The sequence below is a fragment of the Nonomuraea zeae genome, assembly GCF_005889725.1.
Lineage (GTDB): Bacteria > Actinomycetota > Actinomycetes > Streptosporangiales > Streptosporangiaceae > Nonomuraea > Nonomuraea zeae.
Window position 1 is genome coordinate 1 of sequence record NZ_VCKX01000047.1, and the last position, 17,518, is coordinate 17,518.

Here is a 17,518-nt window from a genome sequence, read left to right on the forward strand (position 1 = left end):
CCCCCACCCCCACCCCCCTCTCCAGACGAGGAGACGTCGTGTCCGCGAGGATGCACCTGAGGTCCTCGGTCATCGCGCTGCTGACCACCGCCCTGCTGGCCGCGGGCAACCTGATTGCCGCACCGCTGTCGGCCCAGACCACCACACAGAGTTCCGCCCAGGCATCGGACATCGAATGCACCGGCCACCGGGCGATGGGGGCGACCGTCACGGCGTCCTCGACCTTCAGCTCCAGTTACGGCGCGAAGAACGCCGTCGACGGCCTGTGCGCGGAGTCCTCCCGCTGGATGTCGTCGGCGAGCGAGGCCACCCCCACGCTGACGATCAAGTTCCCGGCCAGGACCCGGGTCGGCACGGTCGGGATCTACAGCGGCTCCGGCTGGCCCAACCCCTTCGCCGACACGGTCCTGGTGGACTTCACCGTCGAGGCCCAGACCGATGACGGCTGGGTGACCGTCGGGACCGAGGTCGACAACACCAAGCCGGTGGTCACCTTCAGCACCGACCTCGTGACCGACACGCTCCGCCTGGTGATCACCAAGAAGTCCCGGCACAGCACGAACGCGGCCCGCGTGTACGAGGTGGTCGTCCGGGCGCCCGGTGAGGGGCCGCCCACGCCGCACCCCACCGCCGCCGACGACTTCCGCACCGTCACGGAGGGGACCGAGCTGGTCGCCGACGCGCCCGGCGTGCTCGGCAACGACAGCTTCCCCGACGACGTCACGCCCGCTGTGGCGACGTGGTCCGAGCCGGCCCACGGCACCCTGACGACGGCCGCGGACGGGTCGTTCCGCTACCGCCCCGACCGCGGGTACGTCGGCGTCGACACGTTCACCTACGGGGTCGGCGACGACTCCGAGCGCTCGACCGCGACCGTCACGGTCACCGTGACCGCCAAGCCGGACGAGTCGGGGCCGGACGAGCTGCGGATCTCCGCGATCTCCGGCCGGGCCGACATGGTGACCGGAGGCGACTCGCTGCTCCGGATCGACCTGCCCCGCGCCGTCCCGCGCGAGGGCCTCCAGGTGACGTTGAACGGCGAGACCGACCTCACGCCGGCCTTCCAGACCGGGCCGGGCACCGGCGAGCTCGTCGGGCTGGTGACCGGGCTGCGTGACGGCGAGAACACGGTCGAGGTCACCGCGCAGGCGCCCAACCGGCCGCGCGCCGAGATCACGCTGGTCAACCACCCCGCGCAGGGCCCGGTGTTCTCCGGCCCGCACGAGCAGCCGTTCGCCTGCGAGACCGCGGCATTCGCGATCCCGGTGATCGGCGGCCGGCTCGGCGAGCCGCTCGACGCGAACTGCACGATCGCCCCCAGGGTCGACTACTTCTACCGGACCACCGCCGGCGCGTACAAGAAGTGGCCGGCCGGCGCCACCGCCTACCCCGCCGACCTGGCCACCACGACGACCTCGCTCGGCGTCCCGGCCAAGTTCATCGTCCGGATGGAGACGGACAGCGCCAACCGCGCGGTGGTCCAGATGAGCATGCTGCACGACCCGCTGGCCGAGCCGGCGCCGTCCCCCACGGTGCGTCCCGCCGGCTGGAACGGGCGGGCCGTGTTCACGCTCGGCGGCGGCTGCGCGGCCGGGTGGTACCGGTCGGGCAGCGGCACCGGCACCGTCACCGACGAGTTCATGCTCGGCCGCGGGTTCGCGCTGATGTCGTCCTCGCTGAACGTCTTCGGCAGCAACTGCAACGACGTCACGGCGGCCGAGTCGGCGATGATGACGAAGGAGCTGTTCGTCGAGAGGCACGGGCCGGTCGAGCACACGATCGGCTACGGCTGCTCGGGCGGGTCGTACCAGGCCCACCAGATCGCCGACAACTACCCAGGCATCTTCGACGGCATCGTCGTCGGCTGCTCCTTCCCCGAGGTCGGCATCAGCACGGTCGACTACCTCACCGATGCGCGGCTGCTCGACACCTACTTCAACTCCGGCACGACGGTCCCGTGGACGGACGAGCAGAAGCGCCGGGCCTCCGGCTTCGCGACCGCCGCCATGGTGTCCGCCATGTCGCGGGGCGCCAACCGGATCGACCCGCGGCAGGACTGCGACATCGTCCCCGAGCAGCAGCGCTACAAACCGATCTCCAACCCGACCGGCGTCCGCTGCGACGTCTACGACCACATGATCAACATCTACGGCGCCGACCCGGCCACCGGGTTCGCCCGCAGGCCGCTGGACAACGTCGGCATCCAGTACGGGCTCGGCGCCCTGAAGGACGGCGGCATCACGCCGGAGCAGTTCCTCGACCTCAACGAGCACATCGGCGGCCTCGACGCCGACGCGAACGTCGTGCCGCGCCGGACCGAGGCCGACCCGAAGGCGACCAAGATCGCCTACCGTACCGGGCGAGTGATCAGCGGCGGTCGCGGGCTGGCCCGGACGCCGATCATCGACTACCGCTCGTACTGGGACGACGTGTCCTGGGGCGACATCCACGTCCGCTTCAACACCTTCTCCATGCGGGAACGGCTGAAGGAGGCCAACGGCACCACGGCCAACCACGTCAGCCTGCTGGAGGACGCCCGCTACGGGCTGTTCAGCACCGAGAGCCCGCTGGTGCGGCAGGCGGTGACCCAGATGGACCACTGGCTGACGAACCTCGCCGGCGTACCCACCGGCGGCAAGCCGATCGAGCGGATCGCCACCGCGCGGCCGGACACCCTGGTCGAGGGCTGCAACACCCGCGACGAGAAGCCGCGGTTCGTGGCCGAGACACTTGAGCGCGATCCGGCGAGCGAGTGCGAGCGGCTGTACCCGACCGCGTCCTTCCCCCGGGAGGTCGCGGGCGAGGACGTCACCGCCGACATCATCAAGTGCCGGCTGACCCAGCCGGAGCGCGACGACTACGCGGCGCAGTGGACCGACGAGCAGTGGGAACGGCTGCGGACGATCTTCTCGCAAGGAGTGTGCGACTACTCCAGGCCCGGCGTGTCCCAGCAGCGCACGAAGAACACCTGGCAGCGTTTCTGACGGTCCCGGCAGTTCAGGTCCGCCTGGTGCGCCATCGAGTGGCGGAGCACATCATGCTCCGCCACTCGCTCGCGCCGGGGACCCGGCCGGTCACGGAGGTCAAGCGGACCGCATGGAGATGTGCAGCGTTCCGTATGGAACGGCATGTCGCGTGCGGCATCCGCCACGACACTGAACAGGTTGGAGCCGGAAGCATGTCTCCTACCGACCGGGGGCCGAGATGGCAGGCGAGTCGATCTCAGTGGACGATCTGATCGCGCAGCAGGAGCAGCAGGGCCTGCCGAGCATCGTCGAAGCCGTCGCCGACCGGCCCGACCACGTCAAGATCACGCCGTATGCCGCCGGCGCCGGTCCGCTCCGTTCCTATGCCTTCGTCGTGCCGAAGGACGCCGTCGAGACCCTCACCGTCACCGAGGAGTCGCACACCTGCTGCGGCAGGCGGACTCCGGTGGTGGAGACCACTTTCGCCGATCCGATCCTGAACGACGTGCTCCGGCAGCTGAGCAAGGCGTTCCCACGAGAAGTCCCCCGGCGATCTCCACGTGCCGCCGGACCGGCCCCGAGATCTCGCCGGCCCCGGCGAGTGCGGACCGACCCTTTCTACTGCGATGTCCTTTACCAGGAGTGCTACGGCTACTGCGCGGATCAGTACCCGGACGGCGGCCCGGAGTTCGACCGGTGCACATCTGCCTGCGCCGACGATTACTGGGACTGTCTGCACCACTCCTGAGGCCGGCGTTACTCATTCGTCGTCGAAATGGCTCCCGCCGCGTTGTCTCCCCGGGCGACCGTCGTCGCTTGGGGGCCCACGTCGTCAACGGGGAGAGTCACAGTGAAACGCGTCCTGGCGCTGTTATGCGCCTTCATCGTCACGCTCGTCATGATGCCGCCGGCGCAGGCACACGCGTCGGCGGCCACCAGCACCCGCAAGCTCGCCTGGACCTACGTCTCCCGGGCCGACCCGAAGTCCTCCCACTGGAACAGCGCCAGGGCTATCTCAACAGCGGCGCCTGCGACCCCGGCATCGAGCTCTGGCTGACCGGGGAGACCAGCCCGAGGACCACCTGGTTCAACCAGCCCGCCTGGACGCGGATCAGGTCGACCATCAGTACTTCGGCTGCGTCATCACGCCACTGCTGCGCTTCTGGTACAACACCGTGCCCGAGGTGCCCACCGATCCGGCCATCAACCTCAGCGACTCCTGCTGGCCAGAGCCGCGCCCGGCGACGAGGTTCGTCCCCACCACCACGCCCACCCTGGGCGCCGAGGTCGTCAACCCCGATGACACGTACGGCGACCAGGTGTCGGCGCGCTTCGAGTGGGCCGACGCCGCCGGCACCGTCCTGGGCTCGGCGACCTCCACCCCCGGGTCGGCGGGCAGGCATTGCACCAAGATCCCTGACGAAGTGCTCGCCGACGGCCAGACCTACCGGTGGCGGGTGCGCGCCGAGGATCGCTACCAGGAGCCGGAGACCCTGGAGATCCTCAGCGGCGCAGGCGACTGGACGGCCTGGCAGGAGTTCACCGTCGACGTCACCCGGCCCGCGCTGCCGGTGATCGCCTCCGAGACCTATCCGGAGAACGCGACGGGCGGGCTGGTCGGCACCCCCGGCCTGTTCACCTTCTCCCCCGGCGAGTCCACCGACGTCGTGTCCTATCGCTACCGGCTCACTCCGGGCAGCCCCCCACCCGCGACGGTGACGGCCGACGCCGGGGGAAGGGCCGGCGTGACCCTCACCCCGAGGCGGAACCCGGCGCCGCTGGCCACCTCGACCGTCTATCCGGACAACGCGCCCGGCGGCGGCGCGGGCGTGCCGGGCGAGTTCGCCTTCTCGCCCAACGGCGCGCAGGACGTCATCGCGTACGGCTACCGGCTGGACTCCGGTGAGACGCTCCAGAGCCCCGCCGACACGCCCACCGTGACCATCACACCCGACACGGCCGGTCCGCACACGCTGTCGGTGTGGAGCATCGATGCGCGAGGCTACCTGAGCTCGGCACGTGCCTACGCCTTCACCGTGAACTAGCGCTCGATCTCCTGCCGCCCGCCGCCCGGCCCCGCCGGGCGGTGTGAGCTGCCTGCCGACGTTCCGGGCAAGAGCCTGACGATGGCCGCGCCTCGGGCTCGTCAGAGCAGGCCGAGGTGGCGTACGCGGTTGACGGCGGAGAGCTGGTTGTGGCAGCCGAGCTTCCGGTAGGCGTTCTCCAGGTGCTTGCGGACGGTCCGGACGCTGATCCGGCGCAGGCAGGCGATCTGCTTCGCGCTGAGCTCGTTCGCGACGAGAGTGATCACGTCCAGCTCGCGGCTGGTGAGGCCGGCGCGCACCCGTGCCTCGTCGCGACGCTCGCTCTGCCCCTCGGACGGTGAGCGCCCCGGCCCGTAGATCTGGTCCAGCAGCGTCAGGACCGGTTGCAGCGCGTGCGCGACCTCCACCTGGGCCTGGCCGAAGTCGCGGCCGGACCGGTTGACGGCCCATCCGCGGCCTCCCCAGGGCAGCCATGCACCGACGACGATGGCGAGCTGGTGCCGGGCCTGCATCGGAACGAACAGCTCGCTGTAGACGCGGTGCGAGCGCCAGACGCGTTCCGGCAGGCAGTCGCTGATGCGCTGCGGAGCGAGGTCTCCGGGATTGTCCATGTAGCGGCGGACGAGAGGATGCACGTCGATCACCGCGGCGAGCAGATCGACCGGGATCTCGGCGTCGGGCGGGTCGAACCAGAGCTCCACCGAGCGGGCCGCGAGGTCCAGGTTGTTCCAGCCGGCGACGTCGCCGTCGAGGGCGGACAGGAGGCATTCCGCCGCGGCGGACAGGTAGGCGGCGCGGTCCGGCAGGCCGCCGAGTTGGTAGCTCAGCTCCATCGGGCTGGTCTTCAAAGATCGGCTCATTGTCGCCCCCATTCCCGCCGGCTACGTCAAAGAGCGTATGGCTCGGCGCCGGAGCCTGTCCGCAAAATAGCGGACAGGGAGGGAATCATGACGTGTCAGAACATGGGGTCGCGGTGCCGCGCCGGCGGAAAAGCATTTCCGTTGCGGGGAATGCGGAAATTCTTCGGCGTGGCGCCGAAGAGGCCCGGCGCCATTCACGTGCGGCGGGCGGATATCGGCGGGACAGGTACGGGAAGGGCCGCCGCCGCCAGGAGGCTGGGCACGGTGCTCGCGTGCGCCGCGCTGCTGGCAGGTGCCTGCGGGAGTCCCGCGAACGATGGCGGCGGCCCGTACGTCCCGCCGCCGACGCAACCGGACGCACCCCCGCTACCTGGGAAGACCGTCACACCACCGCCGCGGGACGCTCCCAGGTCGGCCGTCCCTCCCGAGCTCCAGGGCACCTGGAGCGGCGGAACGTCCGGCGGCACGGCCTACGGTTCGGTCACCCTCGGCCCGGAAGGGGATCTGATCATCGTCAAGGGCCGGCTGCGATGGGTGGGCACGGTCGTCGTCGAACGCGGGCGAATGACTTTCTACATCCCCGGCTCCGCGCCTCGACAGGAGTCCTGGTCATGGCAGGACTGCCAGTACCCGGGCGGTTTCGGCTATCCCTATCGGACTCTTTCACTGAGCGGTTACAGCTACGTCCAGGATTGTTAGGCGAATAGCCGAATATGAAACTTCTACGCGAAATTCGGAAGGCGAATGAACGGCATCGGTGATTTCGATCTCGTGGACCGCGAGCTCATCCTGGAGATCGCCCGCGAAACGGTGAGCAGCGTCGCTCCCGAGGAGCTGCCCCTGTTCACGATCGTAACCAAGATCTACTTCGACACGAACGGGCGCATCCCCTCCGAGCGCGCCACGCGCGACGAGATGCTGGGGTTCGGCCTGGAGTCGGCGGTCGTCCTCCTGACGCCCGTGATCCTGCCCGTGGTCGCGGCGATTCTGGACCAGCTGGCGCAGGACGTCGCCCGCGTCGCGACCGAACGCGGCAAGGACGGCCTGCGCCGGGCGATACGCGCCCTGCTGCGCCGCGACGCCGGGGAGGGCGGGGAGGGCGGAGACGGCGGAGAGGGCGGCGGCCCGCTCGTCGCGCCGCTCACCCCGGAACAGCTCGCCCGGGTACGCCTGGCGGCGTTCGAGAAGGCCCGCCAGATGGACCTGCCCGGCGACAAGGCCGCGCTGCTCGCCGACGCCGTCACCGGGAGTCTGGGTGCGGCCGGGTGATGCCGCCCCGGTGACGGATCGCCCGCCCGATCCCTTCGCCGTGCCCTCGCAGACGGCGCTGCGATTCGTGCTGCTGATGGGCATGGTCATCGGCACGAGCCTGTTCGCCTTCAACATCCTCTACTTCACCCTGTCACCGCAGGGCGCGCGCGAGGAGCGGGTCTACGCGCGCTGCTGGGAGGTCACCCCCGGAGCGGGCGAGCCGGACATCGGCGCGATCGGCCGGCGGTTCGCCGCGTGCGTGGCGCCGTACGAGCAGGGCAAGGCGCTGTGGGTGGCCGGCGGGCTGGCGCTGCTCCTCCTGGTGGCCGGGCTGATCTATTGGTACCTGCCCGCCTGGCGGATCCGCCGGCTCAAGCTGCGTCCGCTGCTCGCGGCGGACGCTCCGGCCCATGTGCGCGAGCTGGACGACCTCGCCGCCGTCGCCGGCCTCGCGCGGCCTCCCGCGTACCTGCTGCGGATGACCGGCTCCGTCGGCGGCATCGCCTTCGGCCGTCCCGACCGGCGCTGTCTGGGCCTCGACGCCGGGCTCATCACGAAGCTGGTCGCCGACCGCGCGGCCTTCCGCGCGGTCGTCCTGCACGAGCTGGCACACCTGCGCAACGCCGATGTCGACAGGACGTACCTCACGGTGGCCTTCTGGCGGGCCTTCATCGTGGTCGCGCTGGTGCCGGTCACGGTGAGCCTGGCCGGCGAGCTGGACGTGACGGCACTGGGGATCCTCTGGCGGCTGGTGTTCCTGCTCGCGGTGGTCTACTTCGCGCGGGACGCGGTCCTGCGGTCGCGCGAGACGTACGCCGACGTGCGCGCCCACGGCTGGGAGGCCGGCGCGGGGGGCCTGGAGACCATGCTGGACCGGCGGAACGCACAACCGGGCAGGGGCTCGTGGCACTGGCCGGTCCGGCGGCATTTCGATCCGGCGGTCCGGCTGCGGCTGCTGCGCGACCCTGAGCCGCTCTTCGCACCGGGCTTCTGGGAGTCCTTCGGCGCCGGGCTCGCGGTGACGATCGTGCACGGCAACCTCGCCACCCTGCTCTGGCTGGCGGCGCCCCAGCTCGACGCGCTGGTCAACCGGTGGCTGTCGGCGCTGGTGTTCGCGCCGCTCGCGATGGGCGTGGTGACCGTCGCCGTCTGGCGGTGGGCCGCGTACCGCGCGGTCCGGCGGGCCGCGCCCTCCCGGCTGCCGTACGTGGGGCTGGGGCTGGGGCTCGGCCTGGTGCTCGGGCAGCCGCTGTCGGCGTCCAGCGCCATCACCGGGTCCTGGACCGGCACAGGTGACGTGGCGCCGGCGCTCTGGCTGGGCTCGGCGGTGGTCACCGTCGCCTGCGCCCTTCTGATCGTGCGGTGGATCGACGCCACGGCGGCGGCCTGGCTGCCCGTCGTGACGCGGGCGCCGCTCGTTGCCGCCCTCGTGCCGATCATCGTGGCGGCAAGCGGCCTGTTCGCCTGCTGGTACGGTGTCCAGCTCCTGGCGCTCGACGTGCCGGACCTCTCCGAGCTGTCGTCGAGCGATTACCTGCGGGCGAGCACCGTCGACGGCACCTCCATGGCGAACCGGGCCGGGCCGTGGTGGCTGTGGCTGGCACTGAACCATCCGTTCGCCCTGTATCTCATGCAGCAGTGGGTGATCGCGGCCGTGCTGGCCGGGGTGTGGGCCGTTCCGCTGGCCGCCTGGCTGGTCAGGCTGCCGGGCGGCACGCACCAGGCGTGGCCGGCCCGGCTGGCGCGGGCGCCGCTGGCCCTCGCCCGGCCGCCCGCCGCCATCCGACTGGCGGTGCTGACGGGCTTGGGGGCGGCCGCGGTGTACGTCGCCGGCCTGCTGGTCGTCCGGTTCGCCGCTCATCAGGCGTACTCGCCGGTCCACCGCTCGCTGCCGGGGTTCGCGCTGCTGTTCAACCACTGGCAGGTGGTGCTGGTCGTCCTGCTGCAGGCGGTGGCGGCCGCGGTCGTCGCCGTCGTGGTCACGCTGAGACGGCAACGGTTCGCCGTGGTCCTGGGGCTGATGGCGGCGTCCATCACGGGTGCCGCCGGAGCGCTCGCCATGCCGTCGGCCGGCGTGCTCGGCGGCTGCCTGGACGCCTTCAGCCTCAGGCCGGGACCATGCGCATGGGACGTGTCCCTGTCCGCGGTACGCCTCCCGCTCGGCCAGGTGACGGTCGCCGGCACCCTCACCGCCCTGGCCGCCGCCTCCCTGGCCGCGGCCGCCTCCACCGCCTTCAGCCGCCCATCCCCCATCGGCGCGGGTTCGGCAGGAGGCGCACGGTCGTTCCTCATCGTGCCCATGGCCGTGGCGGCCGCGGCGCTGGCCGTACTGGCGCTGCCGGAGGGCGCGAGCGGCCCCGCGAACCCCTTGCCCTCGTACGCACCCGCTCTTCGCCTGGACCCGGCGGCGCTGGAGGCGTGTGACCTGCTCCACCGCCTGCGGACCGCCACCACCACGCCGGGCCAGGAGCTGCCGTCGACGATCCTGCTCCAGCTCCTGGACGCGGCCGACCGCTCCAACCATCCCGTGGTGACGGACGAAGCGCTCGGTTTGCGGGCGGCGCTGGCCGACGGCGACGCCGACGCGCTCGGCCGCCACCTCTCCCGCCTCACCACCCTCTGCCCACCCTGACGCTCAGCAGGAAGCGTCCACAGGATGCGGTTTGTCGCTCCGGTCGGGGCCGACCAGCAAGAGCGCCTTGCCCTCGGCGCTCATGACGCCGTCGTGGACGTACCAGTCGTCGGGTGCGGTGGGCTTGGCCTGCTGCCCTGAGGAGGTGAACTGCGGCTCCACGCCGCGCCCCCGCAGCAGCGTGCGGATTTCCGCGACGTTCTTGTTGACATAGTCCACGCAATACAGCGGTTCACCGGAAATGCCGATCCCGGGGGGCATGTCGTACTTCTCACCGGGCTGAGCCTGCCGGCCGAGGATGACTTCGGCCTTCCCGCCGAAGCCCACCGGGACCTTCAGCCCGGTCGGACATCCGCCGAAGCGGTGGCACGGGCCGGGGGCGTTGATCGCCGTGATGGGGCCGTTGGCCGCCGTGGGCTCGCCAGATCGCAGCGGGTCGAGGCCGGTCAGCACGAACAGGCTGCCGGCCAGGCTCTGGGACGTCGGCGTCAAGGTGAGCGTGATGTCCAGCCCACGGGCCTTCAGCTCGGACTGGTACACGCTCGGATCGGCCATCAGGTCCTTGACGGTGATGACGTAGTGGTCGTCCACGCGTTCGATGTCCAGCGCCGCGGCGGCCGGGACCTGGTTGACGGCGAAGGTCGCGACAGCGGCCGCCGCGGCCAGGACCGGTGCGGCCAGCCACCGGCGCCGCAGCAGGCTCCGCCGACGCGGTACGTTCCGGGGCGCGGGGCGGGGGGTCGAGATGATCTCTTCCAGCAGCTCGCCGGCCAGCGCGGTGTCGCCCGGTCCCGGATCGGGCGCAATGCCGGCCACCAGGCGGTCGATGTCGTTCTTCATGTCGCCTCTTTCGTCAAAGTGATCGCACGCATGCCGTAGCGGGCTATGTCGAGCCCAGCCGCCTTCAGGTCCTTGGCCAGCCGCTTGCGGGCGCGGTGCAGCCGCAACCGGGCCGCCCCGCGCGAGCAGCCCAGCACCGTGGCGATCTCGTGGGAGCCCGGTCCCTCCCAGCCGGCCAGGGCGAGCACCTCGCGATCGTCCGGGTTCAGGCGCATGAAGACCTCTCGTACGCCGCCGAAGTCATGGTTCGCGCTGACCGACTCCGCCCACTGCTCAAGCTGCCGGCCGAGGCGTTCGACCAGCTCGCTGCGGCGCGAATCGGCCCGGCGGCCGTTGGCCAGCACCCGGCGGGCCACGCCGTAGAGCCACAGACGGGCTCTGTGCCCCTCGGGAACGTCGTCCAGCCGGCGCCAGGCGATGGTGAACGTCTCGGCAAGGGCGTCGGCGTCGTCGTCGTGGGAGTCGGTGCGCCGCCGGAGGTAGGCGAGGATATCGGCATAGTTCGCCGTGTAGATCTGCTCGAAACGCTGCTTGTGATCAGGGGGGCCCACGCTGTTCTCTCTCGTTCGGAAATCTGACATTCCGTACGTGTCTTGACCCCTAAGGGTGTTACACCCCGATCTCAAGGCGTGCGACGCCGCCCGGCTTCCTGGTCACGCGCCCGGCGCGGACCTGACCGTACGGCAGGATGGGCGTCGTGTTGGAGATCAACTTCCTGACCGAATCCGACCGCGCCTGCTGGGAATCGCTGGCCCGCGGCAAGGACGCCTACTTCGAGGTCGAACGCGGCGACGACGTCTACGAACGGACCTGGCGACGCCTGATCGACGACGAGCAGATCCACGGGGTCGCCGCCCGGCTGGGCGGCAAGATGGTCGGCATCGCGCACTACCTGTTCCACGCCAGTGTCTGGTACGCCGGGAGATGCTATCTGGCGGACCTGTTCGTGGACCCAGACGTCCGGCGGCGGGGCATCGCGACGGCAGTGATCGAGTGGGTGGCGCGGGACGCCAAGGAGCGCGGCTTCTCAGGCCTCTACTGGAACACGCTGGAGGACGCCCCGGCTCGCGCGCTGTACGACAAGGTGGGCAAGTTCCACCAGGGGCTCATCCTCTACACCTACCAGCGGGACGCGAACCAGGCCTCCGCCCGGCGGTGAGGAGCGACCAGGACGGGGCGCACCCCCGCCGGGCGGTTCCGCCTGCGCCTGGGAACGCCGTCCAGGCGCCCGTCTGCAGGCGGATCGCTGCCGGCTCGGATCACGCGGTTCTCAGGCGCCAGCCTTCAAGGTGAGTGGGGGCGATGGTGTTCTGCGGGTAGTAGCCCCACTCCTCGCACTGATCGCCGGGCGCGGGCGTCCCGCTGCCGACGCGCCTTACGCGCCACGCCTCCACGGCGTAGCTCACGTTGTAGCCTTCCACGCCGTATTCGGCGATCAGGCGGGTGCGCGGCGGCACGGTCACCGTCAGGGTGACTCCGATGGCGGTGGTGCGGCTCATCTCGATGGTGGAGCTGACGTTGGCGGTGAGGTAGGTGCCGACGTTCGCGGTGACGCCGGTCGTGGCCGAGACGGAGTGCGTCCGGGACACCGACGACTGGATCTCGTAGCCGACGGACAGGTCCGTGTTGTTGTCGAGCTGGCGGCCGTCGCTGATGAGGAACTGCGGGGTGACGGACAGCGTGGTGAACCGGTAGCCCTCCCAGATGCTCACCGGCGGGCGGCCGGTCTGGAGGACGCGCCGCCACTCGGTGATGCTCGCGGGGCAGGGGACGATCTGACCGGCGTGCGCCGCGGTCGGAGTCAGCAGCCCGGAGAGCAGGAGCGCGATCGAGGCGACCGCGCCGAGCCGGGAATGCCGTCGCCGTCCCCTCCCTAATCGTCGCCGTTCGGCCCGGCCGTCCCTCGGTGCGTTCACATTGACCTCCTCATTCCTGCCTTGATAAGCGGCACTGTCAATGATCCTCAGGCCCGATGCTCTTGGCCAGGGTCCTCGCGTGGCCGCAACCGGTCATCTGCGAACCGGCCCGGATCGCTCGTCCCGGGAGACAGGTGGCCCGCTGGAGGTCACCGCGCCCGTCGCCCTCAAGGCGATGACAAGCCGGCCGGGACCGGGATCGACCGGCCTGCGTTCTCCTGAGGTTGTCGGCCCAGCCGCCGGATCGGCCTGATCAGCAGCAGCGCCGCCACCACGCCTACCGTGACCAGGGCCGATCCCAGCATGAACGCGCGCGGTTCGACCAGCGCGGTGACCGGACCGGCCAGTGCCTGCCCGACCGCCATGCCCGCGACCGACCCGGCCACCTGGTAGGCGTTGACCCGGTTCAGCACGTCCGGCGCGACCTGCGTCTGCACGCTCGTCGACCACATCACCGACCAGAACGCCCAAGCGCACCCCCCGAGCAGGTGCCCGGCCATCAGCAGCGGCAGCGGCAGCCCGAGCGCGACCGTCAGCGGCACCGCCACGTACCCGCTCAACGCCACCGCACCGGCCGCCAGCGGCCTGCGCGGCTTGAGCCTGATCGCCACCAGCCCGCCCAGCACGGTGCCGAGGCCGAGCGCGGCCATCACCCAGCCGTAGTCGGCCCCGATGACCTGCGACGACAGCGGCACGTACGGCCCGACCACCAGAACGCCCCAGAACACCCAGACCAGGATGACCGACCACATCCAGCTCCTGGCCTTGAACTCCTCCCATCCCCTGCGCAGGTCGTTCAGCACGTTGGAGGGCGCCGGCCTGGGTACGGCGACCCGGACCAGCAGCAGGAAGACCCCGCTGACCAGGAACGTCGCGGCGTCCACCGTGTAGACGAAGACCGGCCCGGCGACCACGATGAGCACTCCGGCCAGCGCGGGACCCGCCAGCTGGGTAACCGCCTCGGCGATCTTCAGCGTCGCGTTGGCCCGCTGCGGATCCTTCGCGACCAGGGGGACCATGCCGTTGACGCCCGGCTCGAACATCCCGGCGGCCAGGCCCGACAGGAACGCCATCACCAGCAACAGGGCGTACGGCGGGGCACCGTCCAGGAAGGCGACAGCCACGACCCCCTGGGTGACGACCCTGACCACGTCCGCGCCGATCATCAGGCGCCGGGCGCCGATCCGGTCGGCGACGACCCCGCCGAACAACATGACCAGCACGGCCGACGCGGTCCAGAGCGCCAGCACGTAGCCGACGCCGGCGATCCCGTAGACTTTCCCGATCGCCAGCGCCGAGGCGACGGGCATCATCGCGTCACCAAGCAACGAGATCGTACGGGCCCCGAAATAGAGGGTGAAATTCCTCGTCCACATGGGGCCCAATTCTGGATCTTTCCAGATCAGAGCACCGGTGTCCCAAATGACATCATTGGGTACATTTGCGCCATGCCCCTGGATTGCCCGGTGACACCCCCCACGGCCTCGACCGCCTCCCGCCCGCATCGCGTGGTCGCCCTGGTCGCCCCGAACCAGGAGCTCTACCCGGTCACCTCCGCCTCAGCCGTCTTCGGCTACCACGGCCCCGACATCCCCCAGCACTACAGCTTCAGCCTGTGCGCCGAACACCCCGGCTCCCTCCCCACCACCATCGGCGTCCCCATCCAGGTGGATCGCGGTCTCGAAGCCCTCGACGACGCCGGCACCGTGGTCATCGCGGGCTGGACCCTCATCCCCTCGCCCGCCGTACTCCGCGCGGTGTCCCAGGCCCATGCCCGAGGCGCCCGTATCGTCGCCGTCTGCGCGGGAATCTTCATCCCCGCCGCCCTGGGCCTCCTGGACGGCCGCCGCGCCTCCGTCCACTGGGAGCTCTCCGGCGAGCTCGCCGCCCGCCACCCCCGCGTGATCCCCGACGGCACCGTCATCTACGTCGACCACGGCGACGTCGCCACCGCCGGAGCCTCGGCCGCCACCCTCGACCTCTGCCTCCACCAGGTGCTCCAGGAGCACGGCGCGGCCCACGCCATGCGCATCGGCCGCCAGCTCGCCGCCGGTCCGCACCGCGAGGGCTGCCAGCGCCAGTACCCGCCGCTCCCCACCTCCGGCCCCATGCCGGACTCCCTGGCACCCCTGCTCGAATGGCTACTCTCGCGCCTGTCCGAGCAGGTCACCGTCGAGGACATGGCCGCCTACTCGGGCGTCTCCCCCCGTACCCTCACCCGCCAGTTCGCCGACCAGCTCGGCGTCCCGCCCGCCCGCTGGCTGCTGGAACGCCGGCTGGCCGCCACCCGCGCCCTGCTGGAGGAGACCGACCTGCCCGTCGAGATCATCGCCACCCGCGTCGGCCTCTCCTCGGCGGTCAACCTCCGCCGCCGCTTCCACACGGCCCTGCGCACCACCCCGGCCGCCTACCGCCGCTCCTTCCGCTGAGGGCCCCGAACGGTGCCCAGCGGTCGGGTCACGGGGCTTGTCCTGGAACGGTCAGGCCGCTCTCGTAGGCGGCGATCACGGCCTGTACGCGGTCACGCAGGCCGAGCTTGGTCAGGAGGTTGCTGACGTGGGTCTTGACGGTGTGCTCGCTGACCACCATGGCCTGCGCGATCTCGGCGTTGGACAGGCCGCGGGCGATCATCCGCAGCGTCTCCCGCTCGCGGGCGGTCAGCACGTCGAAGCGTTCGGGCGGCGGCGCCTTAGGGCCGGCGGGGCGCCGGGAGGTGAATTCCGCGATGAGCTTGGTGGTGATCGAGGGCGCGAGCAGCGACTCGCCGGCCGCGACCACGCGTACGGCGTGGACGAGGTCGTCGCGGCGGACGTCCTTGAGCAGGAACCCGCTCGCCCCCGCGCGCAACGCGTCGTAGACGTAGTCGTCCAGGTCGAACGTGGTCAGCATCAGGACGCGGCAGTCGCTCTCCGCGGACACGACGGCGGCCGCCTCGATGCCGTCCATGTTCGGCATGCGGATGTCGAGCAGGAGCAGGTCCGGCTGGTGCGCGCGGACGGCGGCGACGGCCTGCGCCCCGTCGGCCGCCTCGGCGACGACCTCGATGTCGGGCTGGGCGTCGAGGATCATGCTGAATCCGGCGCGTACCAGCTCCTGGTCGTCGGCGACGACGATCCGCACGCTCACGCGTTCACCGGCCGCGGCAGGCGGACGCGGACCTGGAAGCCGGGCCCGTCGGTGCGCCGGCCGGTGACGGCAGTGCCGCCGCAGGCGGCGGCGCGTTCCCTGATGCCGATCAGGCCGTTGCCACCCGAGGGCAGCGGCGTTCCGCCGCCGCGGCCGTCGTCGGTGATGTCGATCATGAGAGTGTCGTCCTGCCAGGCGAGTTTGATGTCGGCGCGGGTCGCGCCGGCGTGCTTGACGATGTTGGTGAGAGCTTCCTGGGTGATCCGGTACACGGCCACCTCGGCGTCCGGCGGCAGCGATCCGGGCTCGCCCGAGGTGGAGTATGTCACCTTCAGCCCGGTGGCCTGGACCTGTCCGGCCAGGTCAGGGAGGGCGGCGATGGTCGGCTGCGGCGTGCGGGGGCCCTCGTCCTCCTTCAGGACGCTCAGCATGCGGCGCAGCTGGACCATGGCGTCGCGCCCGGCGGCGGCGATCGCGTCGAAGACGGCTTCGGCCTTGGCCGGATCGCTGTTGACCACCACCGGCCCGGCCTCGGCCTGGACCACCATGAGGCTGACCGCGTGGGCGAGGATGTCGTGCATGTCGCGGGCGATCCTGGCCCGCTCGCGCTCGGCGGCCCGCTCGGCCTCGGCCTGCCGCTCCCGTGCGAGCTGGGCGGCCCGCTCCTGAAGGGCGGCGGCGTGCGCGCGGGAGGTGGCCGAGGCGCGCCCGATGGCGTAGGCGGCCAGGGCGAGCACGACGCCGCGCATCGCCGTCTCGGCGGAGCCGACCAGGAGCAGGCCGCCGCAGACCGTGATGGTCAGGGAGATGACGCGGGGCAGCCAGGCGCTGTAGGCGGCCACGGTGTAGACCGCGATCAGCCCGCCGTACCAGATGGGCTGGGAGGCCACCTGGTCGGCGAAGTCGTACGAGATCGTGGCGCAATGCGTGGCCATCAGGACGGCCACCGGCGCGCGGCGCCGCCAGATCAGCGGCAGCGAGGCGGCGACCACGACCAGGTAGCCCCACCCGTCCCAGGGCCCGCCGGCCGGGTTGTCCCGGGACAGCAGCGGCCACATCTGCACGAGCAGCACCAGGCCGGCCAGCGCGGCGTCCACCCAGATCGGCGGCAGCGAGTTCGCCCACCGCCGAGCCTGGTCGAAGTACGGTATATCGGACACAGCGCCCCATTTTGCCCGGCGCGTCATACGAGGGCGACCTCGCGCTTGACCACCGGCGCGGCGGCCTGGCGGGCCAGCGGCACGAACGAGACCAGCAGGCACAGGGCGCCGAGCGGGATGAAGTCCTTGTCGACGAGCGGCAGGGCCATGTCGACCAGGACCAGGACGGGCGTCCACCACTGGACGCGGCCCAGCACCGCGAGCCGGCTCACGATCACGACCTGGGCCACGTAGAACAGCAACGGGGTGCCGGTGTAGATCACGAACGGCACGACGGGCACGGCCTGGACCTGTGCGAACAGCGCACCCATGGCCGCGTGGTCGGCGGACATGAACCCGACCACGATGTCGATGCCGAACTGCGCCAGCAGCCCCACGATGCCGGCGATCCCGGCCACCGCGCTCACGGTGGCCAGCCGGCCGCCCCCGGCGATGCGCCGCATCTGCCAGAAGGTCACCGCGAACAGGACCAGCGCCGCCATGAAGGCCAGATGGCCGGTGGTCCACGCCAGCCCGGGGCCCCGGCTGCCGTCGAGGCCGTCGAGAATGCGGATCACACCGTAGGCGAGCGTGAGCAGGGGCGCGGCGATGAAAGGAAAGCGGGGGTTCATGGGGTAAATCCTCGGCTTTCCCAGAGGTCGCACACATCGCCGGTGCGGGCGATCTCGCGACTCACTCTCAAGAGCGAGTCGCGACCCGCCCGCGGGCCATGACCTGAGCCC

17 protein-coding genes are annotated in these 17,518 nt (G+C 71.2%); 9 read left to right on the forward strand and 8 right to left on the reverse strand.

Annotation, left to right across the window (positions count from 1 at the left end):
* Positions 1–38 precede the first annotated feature (38 nt).
* The 4 genes from ETD85_RS17340 (at position 39) to ETD85_RS17355 (ending at position 5,011) form a co-directional block, all read left to right on the forward strand.
* Positions 39–2,984, forward strand: a complete 2,946-nt coding sequence (locus ETD85_RS17340; protein ID WP_138690754.1) for a DUF6351 family protein — start codon at positions 39–41, stop codon at positions 2,982–2,984.
* Between the two features lie 220 nt (positions 2,985–3,204).
* Positions 3,205–3,714, forward strand: coding sequence for a hypothetical protein (locus tag ETD85_RS17345; RefSeq protein ID WP_138690755.1), 510 nt, complete (start codon positions 3,205–3,207; stop codon positions 3,712–3,714).
* A gap of 102 nt (positions 3,715–3,816) precedes the next feature.
* Positions 3,817–4,023: a hypothetical protein gene (locus tag ETD85_RS17350; protein WP_138690756.1), complete on the forward strand. Its 207-nt coding sequence runs from the start codon at positions 3,817–3,819 to the stop codon at positions 4,021–4,023.
* Between the two features lie 127 nt (positions 4,024–4,150).
* Positions 4,151–5,011: a hypothetical protein gene (locus ETD85_RS17355; protein ID WP_138690757.1), complete on the forward strand. Its 861-nt coding sequence runs from the start codon at positions 4,151–4,153 to the stop codon at positions 5,009–5,011.
* A gap of 101 nt (positions 5,012–5,112) precedes the next feature.
* Here the strand turns inward: ETD85_RS17355 and ETD85_RS17360 are convergent, their stop codons facing one another.
* The gene (locus ETD85_RS17360) at positions 5,113–5,871 is read right to left on the reverse strand and encodes a response regulator transcription factor (RefSeq protein ID WP_138690758.1); all 759 of its coding nucleotides are present in this window, start codon (positions 5,869–5,871) and stop codon (positions 5,113–5,115) included.
* Between the two features lie 150 nt (positions 5,872–6,021).
* Here ETD85_RS17360 and ETD85_RS17365 point away from each other — a divergent pair, with 150 nt between their 5' ends.
* Genes ETD85_RS17365 through ETD85_RS17375 form a run of 3 tightly spaced genes read left to right on the forward strand, consistent with a single transcriptional unit; the run spans position 6,022 to position 9,754 of the window.
* Positions 6,022–6,570 carry a hypothetical protein gene (locus ETD85_RS17365; protein ID WP_138690759.1) on the forward strand — a complete coding sequence of 183 codons (549 nt, stop codon included), beginning with the start codon at positions 6,022–6,024 and terminating at the stop codon, positions 6,568–6,570.
* 45 nt (positions 6,571–6,615) lie between these two features.
* Complete coding sequence (locus ETD85_RS17370; RefSeq protein ID WP_138690760.1) at positions 6,616–7,140, forward strand: hypothetical protein; 525 nt, start codon at positions 6,616–6,618, stop codon at positions 7,138–7,140.
* 10 nt (positions 7,141–7,150) lie between these two features.
* On the forward strand, positions 7,151–9,754 hold the full coding sequence (locus ETD85_RS17375; protein WP_138690761.1) for a M56 family metallopeptidase: 2,604 nt from the start codon (positions 7,151–7,153) through the stop codon (positions 9,752–9,754).
* A gap of 3 nt (positions 9,755–9,757) precedes the next feature.
* Here the strand turns inward: ETD85_RS17375 and ETD85_RS17380 are convergent, their stop codons facing one another.
* Both ETD85_RS17380 and ETD85_RS17385 read right to left on the reverse strand, forming a co-directional pair.
* Positions 9,758–10,594: a hypothetical protein gene (locus ETD85_RS17380; protein ID WP_138690762.1), complete on the reverse strand. Its 837-nt coding sequence runs from the start codon at positions 10,592–10,594 to the stop codon at positions 9,758–9,760.
* Positions 10,591–11,145: an RNA polymerase sigma factor gene (locus ETD85_RS17385; protein WP_138690763.1), complete on the reverse strand. Its 555-nt coding sequence runs from the start codon at positions 11,143–11,145 to the stop codon at positions 10,591–10,593. Before ETD85_RS17385 ends, ETD85_RS17380 begins: the two co-directional genes overlap by 4 nt.
* A gap of 137 nt (positions 11,146–11,282) precedes the next feature.
* Between ETD85_RS17385 and ETD85_RS17390 the strand changes: the two genes are divergently transcribed.
* Positions 11,283–11,753 carry a GNAT family N-acetyltransferase gene (locus ETD85_RS17390; RefSeq protein ID WP_138690764.1) on the forward strand — a complete coding sequence of 157 codons (471 nt, stop codon included), beginning with the start codon at positions 11,283–11,285 and terminating at the stop codon, positions 11,751–11,753.
* Positions 11,754–11,853: 100 nt separating this feature from the next.
* Here ETD85_RS17390 and ETD85_RS17395 read toward each other — a convergent pair whose 3' ends face one another.
* Together ETD85_RS17395 and ETD85_RS17400 are read right to left on the reverse strand one after the other, a co-directional pair.
* Entirely contained in the window at positions 11,854–12,510 is a 657-nt protein-coding gene (locus tag ETD85_RS17395) for a hypothetical protein (protein WP_138690765.1), read from the reverse strand.
* A gap of 167 nt (positions 12,511–12,677) precedes the next feature.
* The gene (locus tag ETD85_RS17400; protein WP_138690766.1) at positions 12,678–13,886 is read right to left on the reverse strand and encodes an MFS transporter; all 1,209 of its coding nucleotides are present in this window, start codon (positions 13,884–13,886) and stop codon (positions 12,678–12,680) included.
* Between the two features lie 90 nt (positions 13,887–13,976).
* Between ETD85_RS17400 and ETD85_RS17405 the strand changes: the two genes are divergently transcribed.
* Positions 13,977–14,939 carry a GlxA family transcriptional regulator gene (locus ETD85_RS17405; protein WP_338087149.1) on the forward strand — a complete coding sequence of 321 codons (963 nt, stop codon included), beginning with the start codon at positions 13,977–13,979 and terminating at the stop codon, positions 14,937–14,939.
* A 28-nt stretch (positions 14,940–14,967) separates the two neighbouring features.
* Here ETD85_RS17405 and ETD85_RS17410 read toward each other — a convergent pair whose 3' ends face one another.
* From ETD85_RS17410 to ETD85_RS17420, 3 genes are read right to left on the reverse strand one after another with little or no spacing between them, the layout of a single operon-like run.
* On the reverse strand, positions 14,968–15,636 hold the full coding sequence (locus ETD85_RS17410; protein ID WP_138690768.1) for a response regulator: 669 nt from the start codon (positions 15,634–15,636) through the stop codon (positions 14,968–14,970).
* On the reverse strand, positions 15,633–16,796 hold the full coding sequence (locus tag ETD85_RS17415) for a sensor histidine kinase (protein WP_138690769.1): 1,164 nt from the start codon (positions 16,794–16,796) through the stop codon (positions 15,633–15,635). The genes ETD85_RS17410 and ETD85_RS17415 overlap by 4 nt, the downstream gene beginning before the upstream one ends.
* 23 nt (positions 16,797–16,819) lie before the next feature.
* Complete coding sequence (locus tag ETD85_RS17420; RefSeq protein ID WP_138690770.1) at positions 16,820–17,407, reverse strand: hypothetical protein; 588 nt, start codon at positions 17,405–17,407, stop codon at positions 16,820–16,822.
* Positions 17,408–17,518: the final 111 nt, after the last annotated feature.

Bases quoted from the DNA above. Each gene is read 5' to 3' on its own strand.
- ETD85_RS17370 (WP_138690760.1), top strand. From the start codon at position 6,616: ATGAACGGCATCGGTGATTTCGATCTCGTGGACCGCGAGCTCATCCTG.
- ETD85_RS17420 (WP_138690770.1), bottom strand. From the start codon at position 17,407: ATGAACCCCCGCTTTCCTTTCATCGCCGCGCCCCTGCTCACGCTCGCC.
- ETD85_RS17345 (WP_138690755.1), top strand. From the start codon at position 3,205: ATGGCAGGCGAGTCGATCTCAGTGGACGATCTGATCGCGCAGCAGGAG.
- ETD85_RS17360 (WP_138690758.1), bottom strand. From the start codon at position 5,871: ATGAGCCGATCTTTGAAGACCAGCCCGATGGAGCTGAGCTACCAACTC.
- ETD85_RS17400 (WP_138690766.1), bottom strand. From the start codon at position 13,886: ATGTGGACGAGGAATTTCACCCTCTATTTCGGGGCCCGTACGATCTCG.
- ETD85_RS17380 (WP_138690762.1), bottom strand. From the start codon at position 10,594: ATGAAGAACGACATCGACCGCCTGGTGGCCGGCATTGCGCCCGATCCG.
- ETD85_RS17390 (WP_138690764.1), top strand. From the start codon at position 11,283: ATGGGCGTCGTGTTGGAGATCAACTTCCTGACCGAATCCGACCGCGCC.
- ETD85_RS17365 (WP_138690759.1), top strand. From the start codon at position 6,022: ATGCGGAAATTCTTCGGCGTGGCGCCGAAGAGGCCCGGCGCCATTCAC.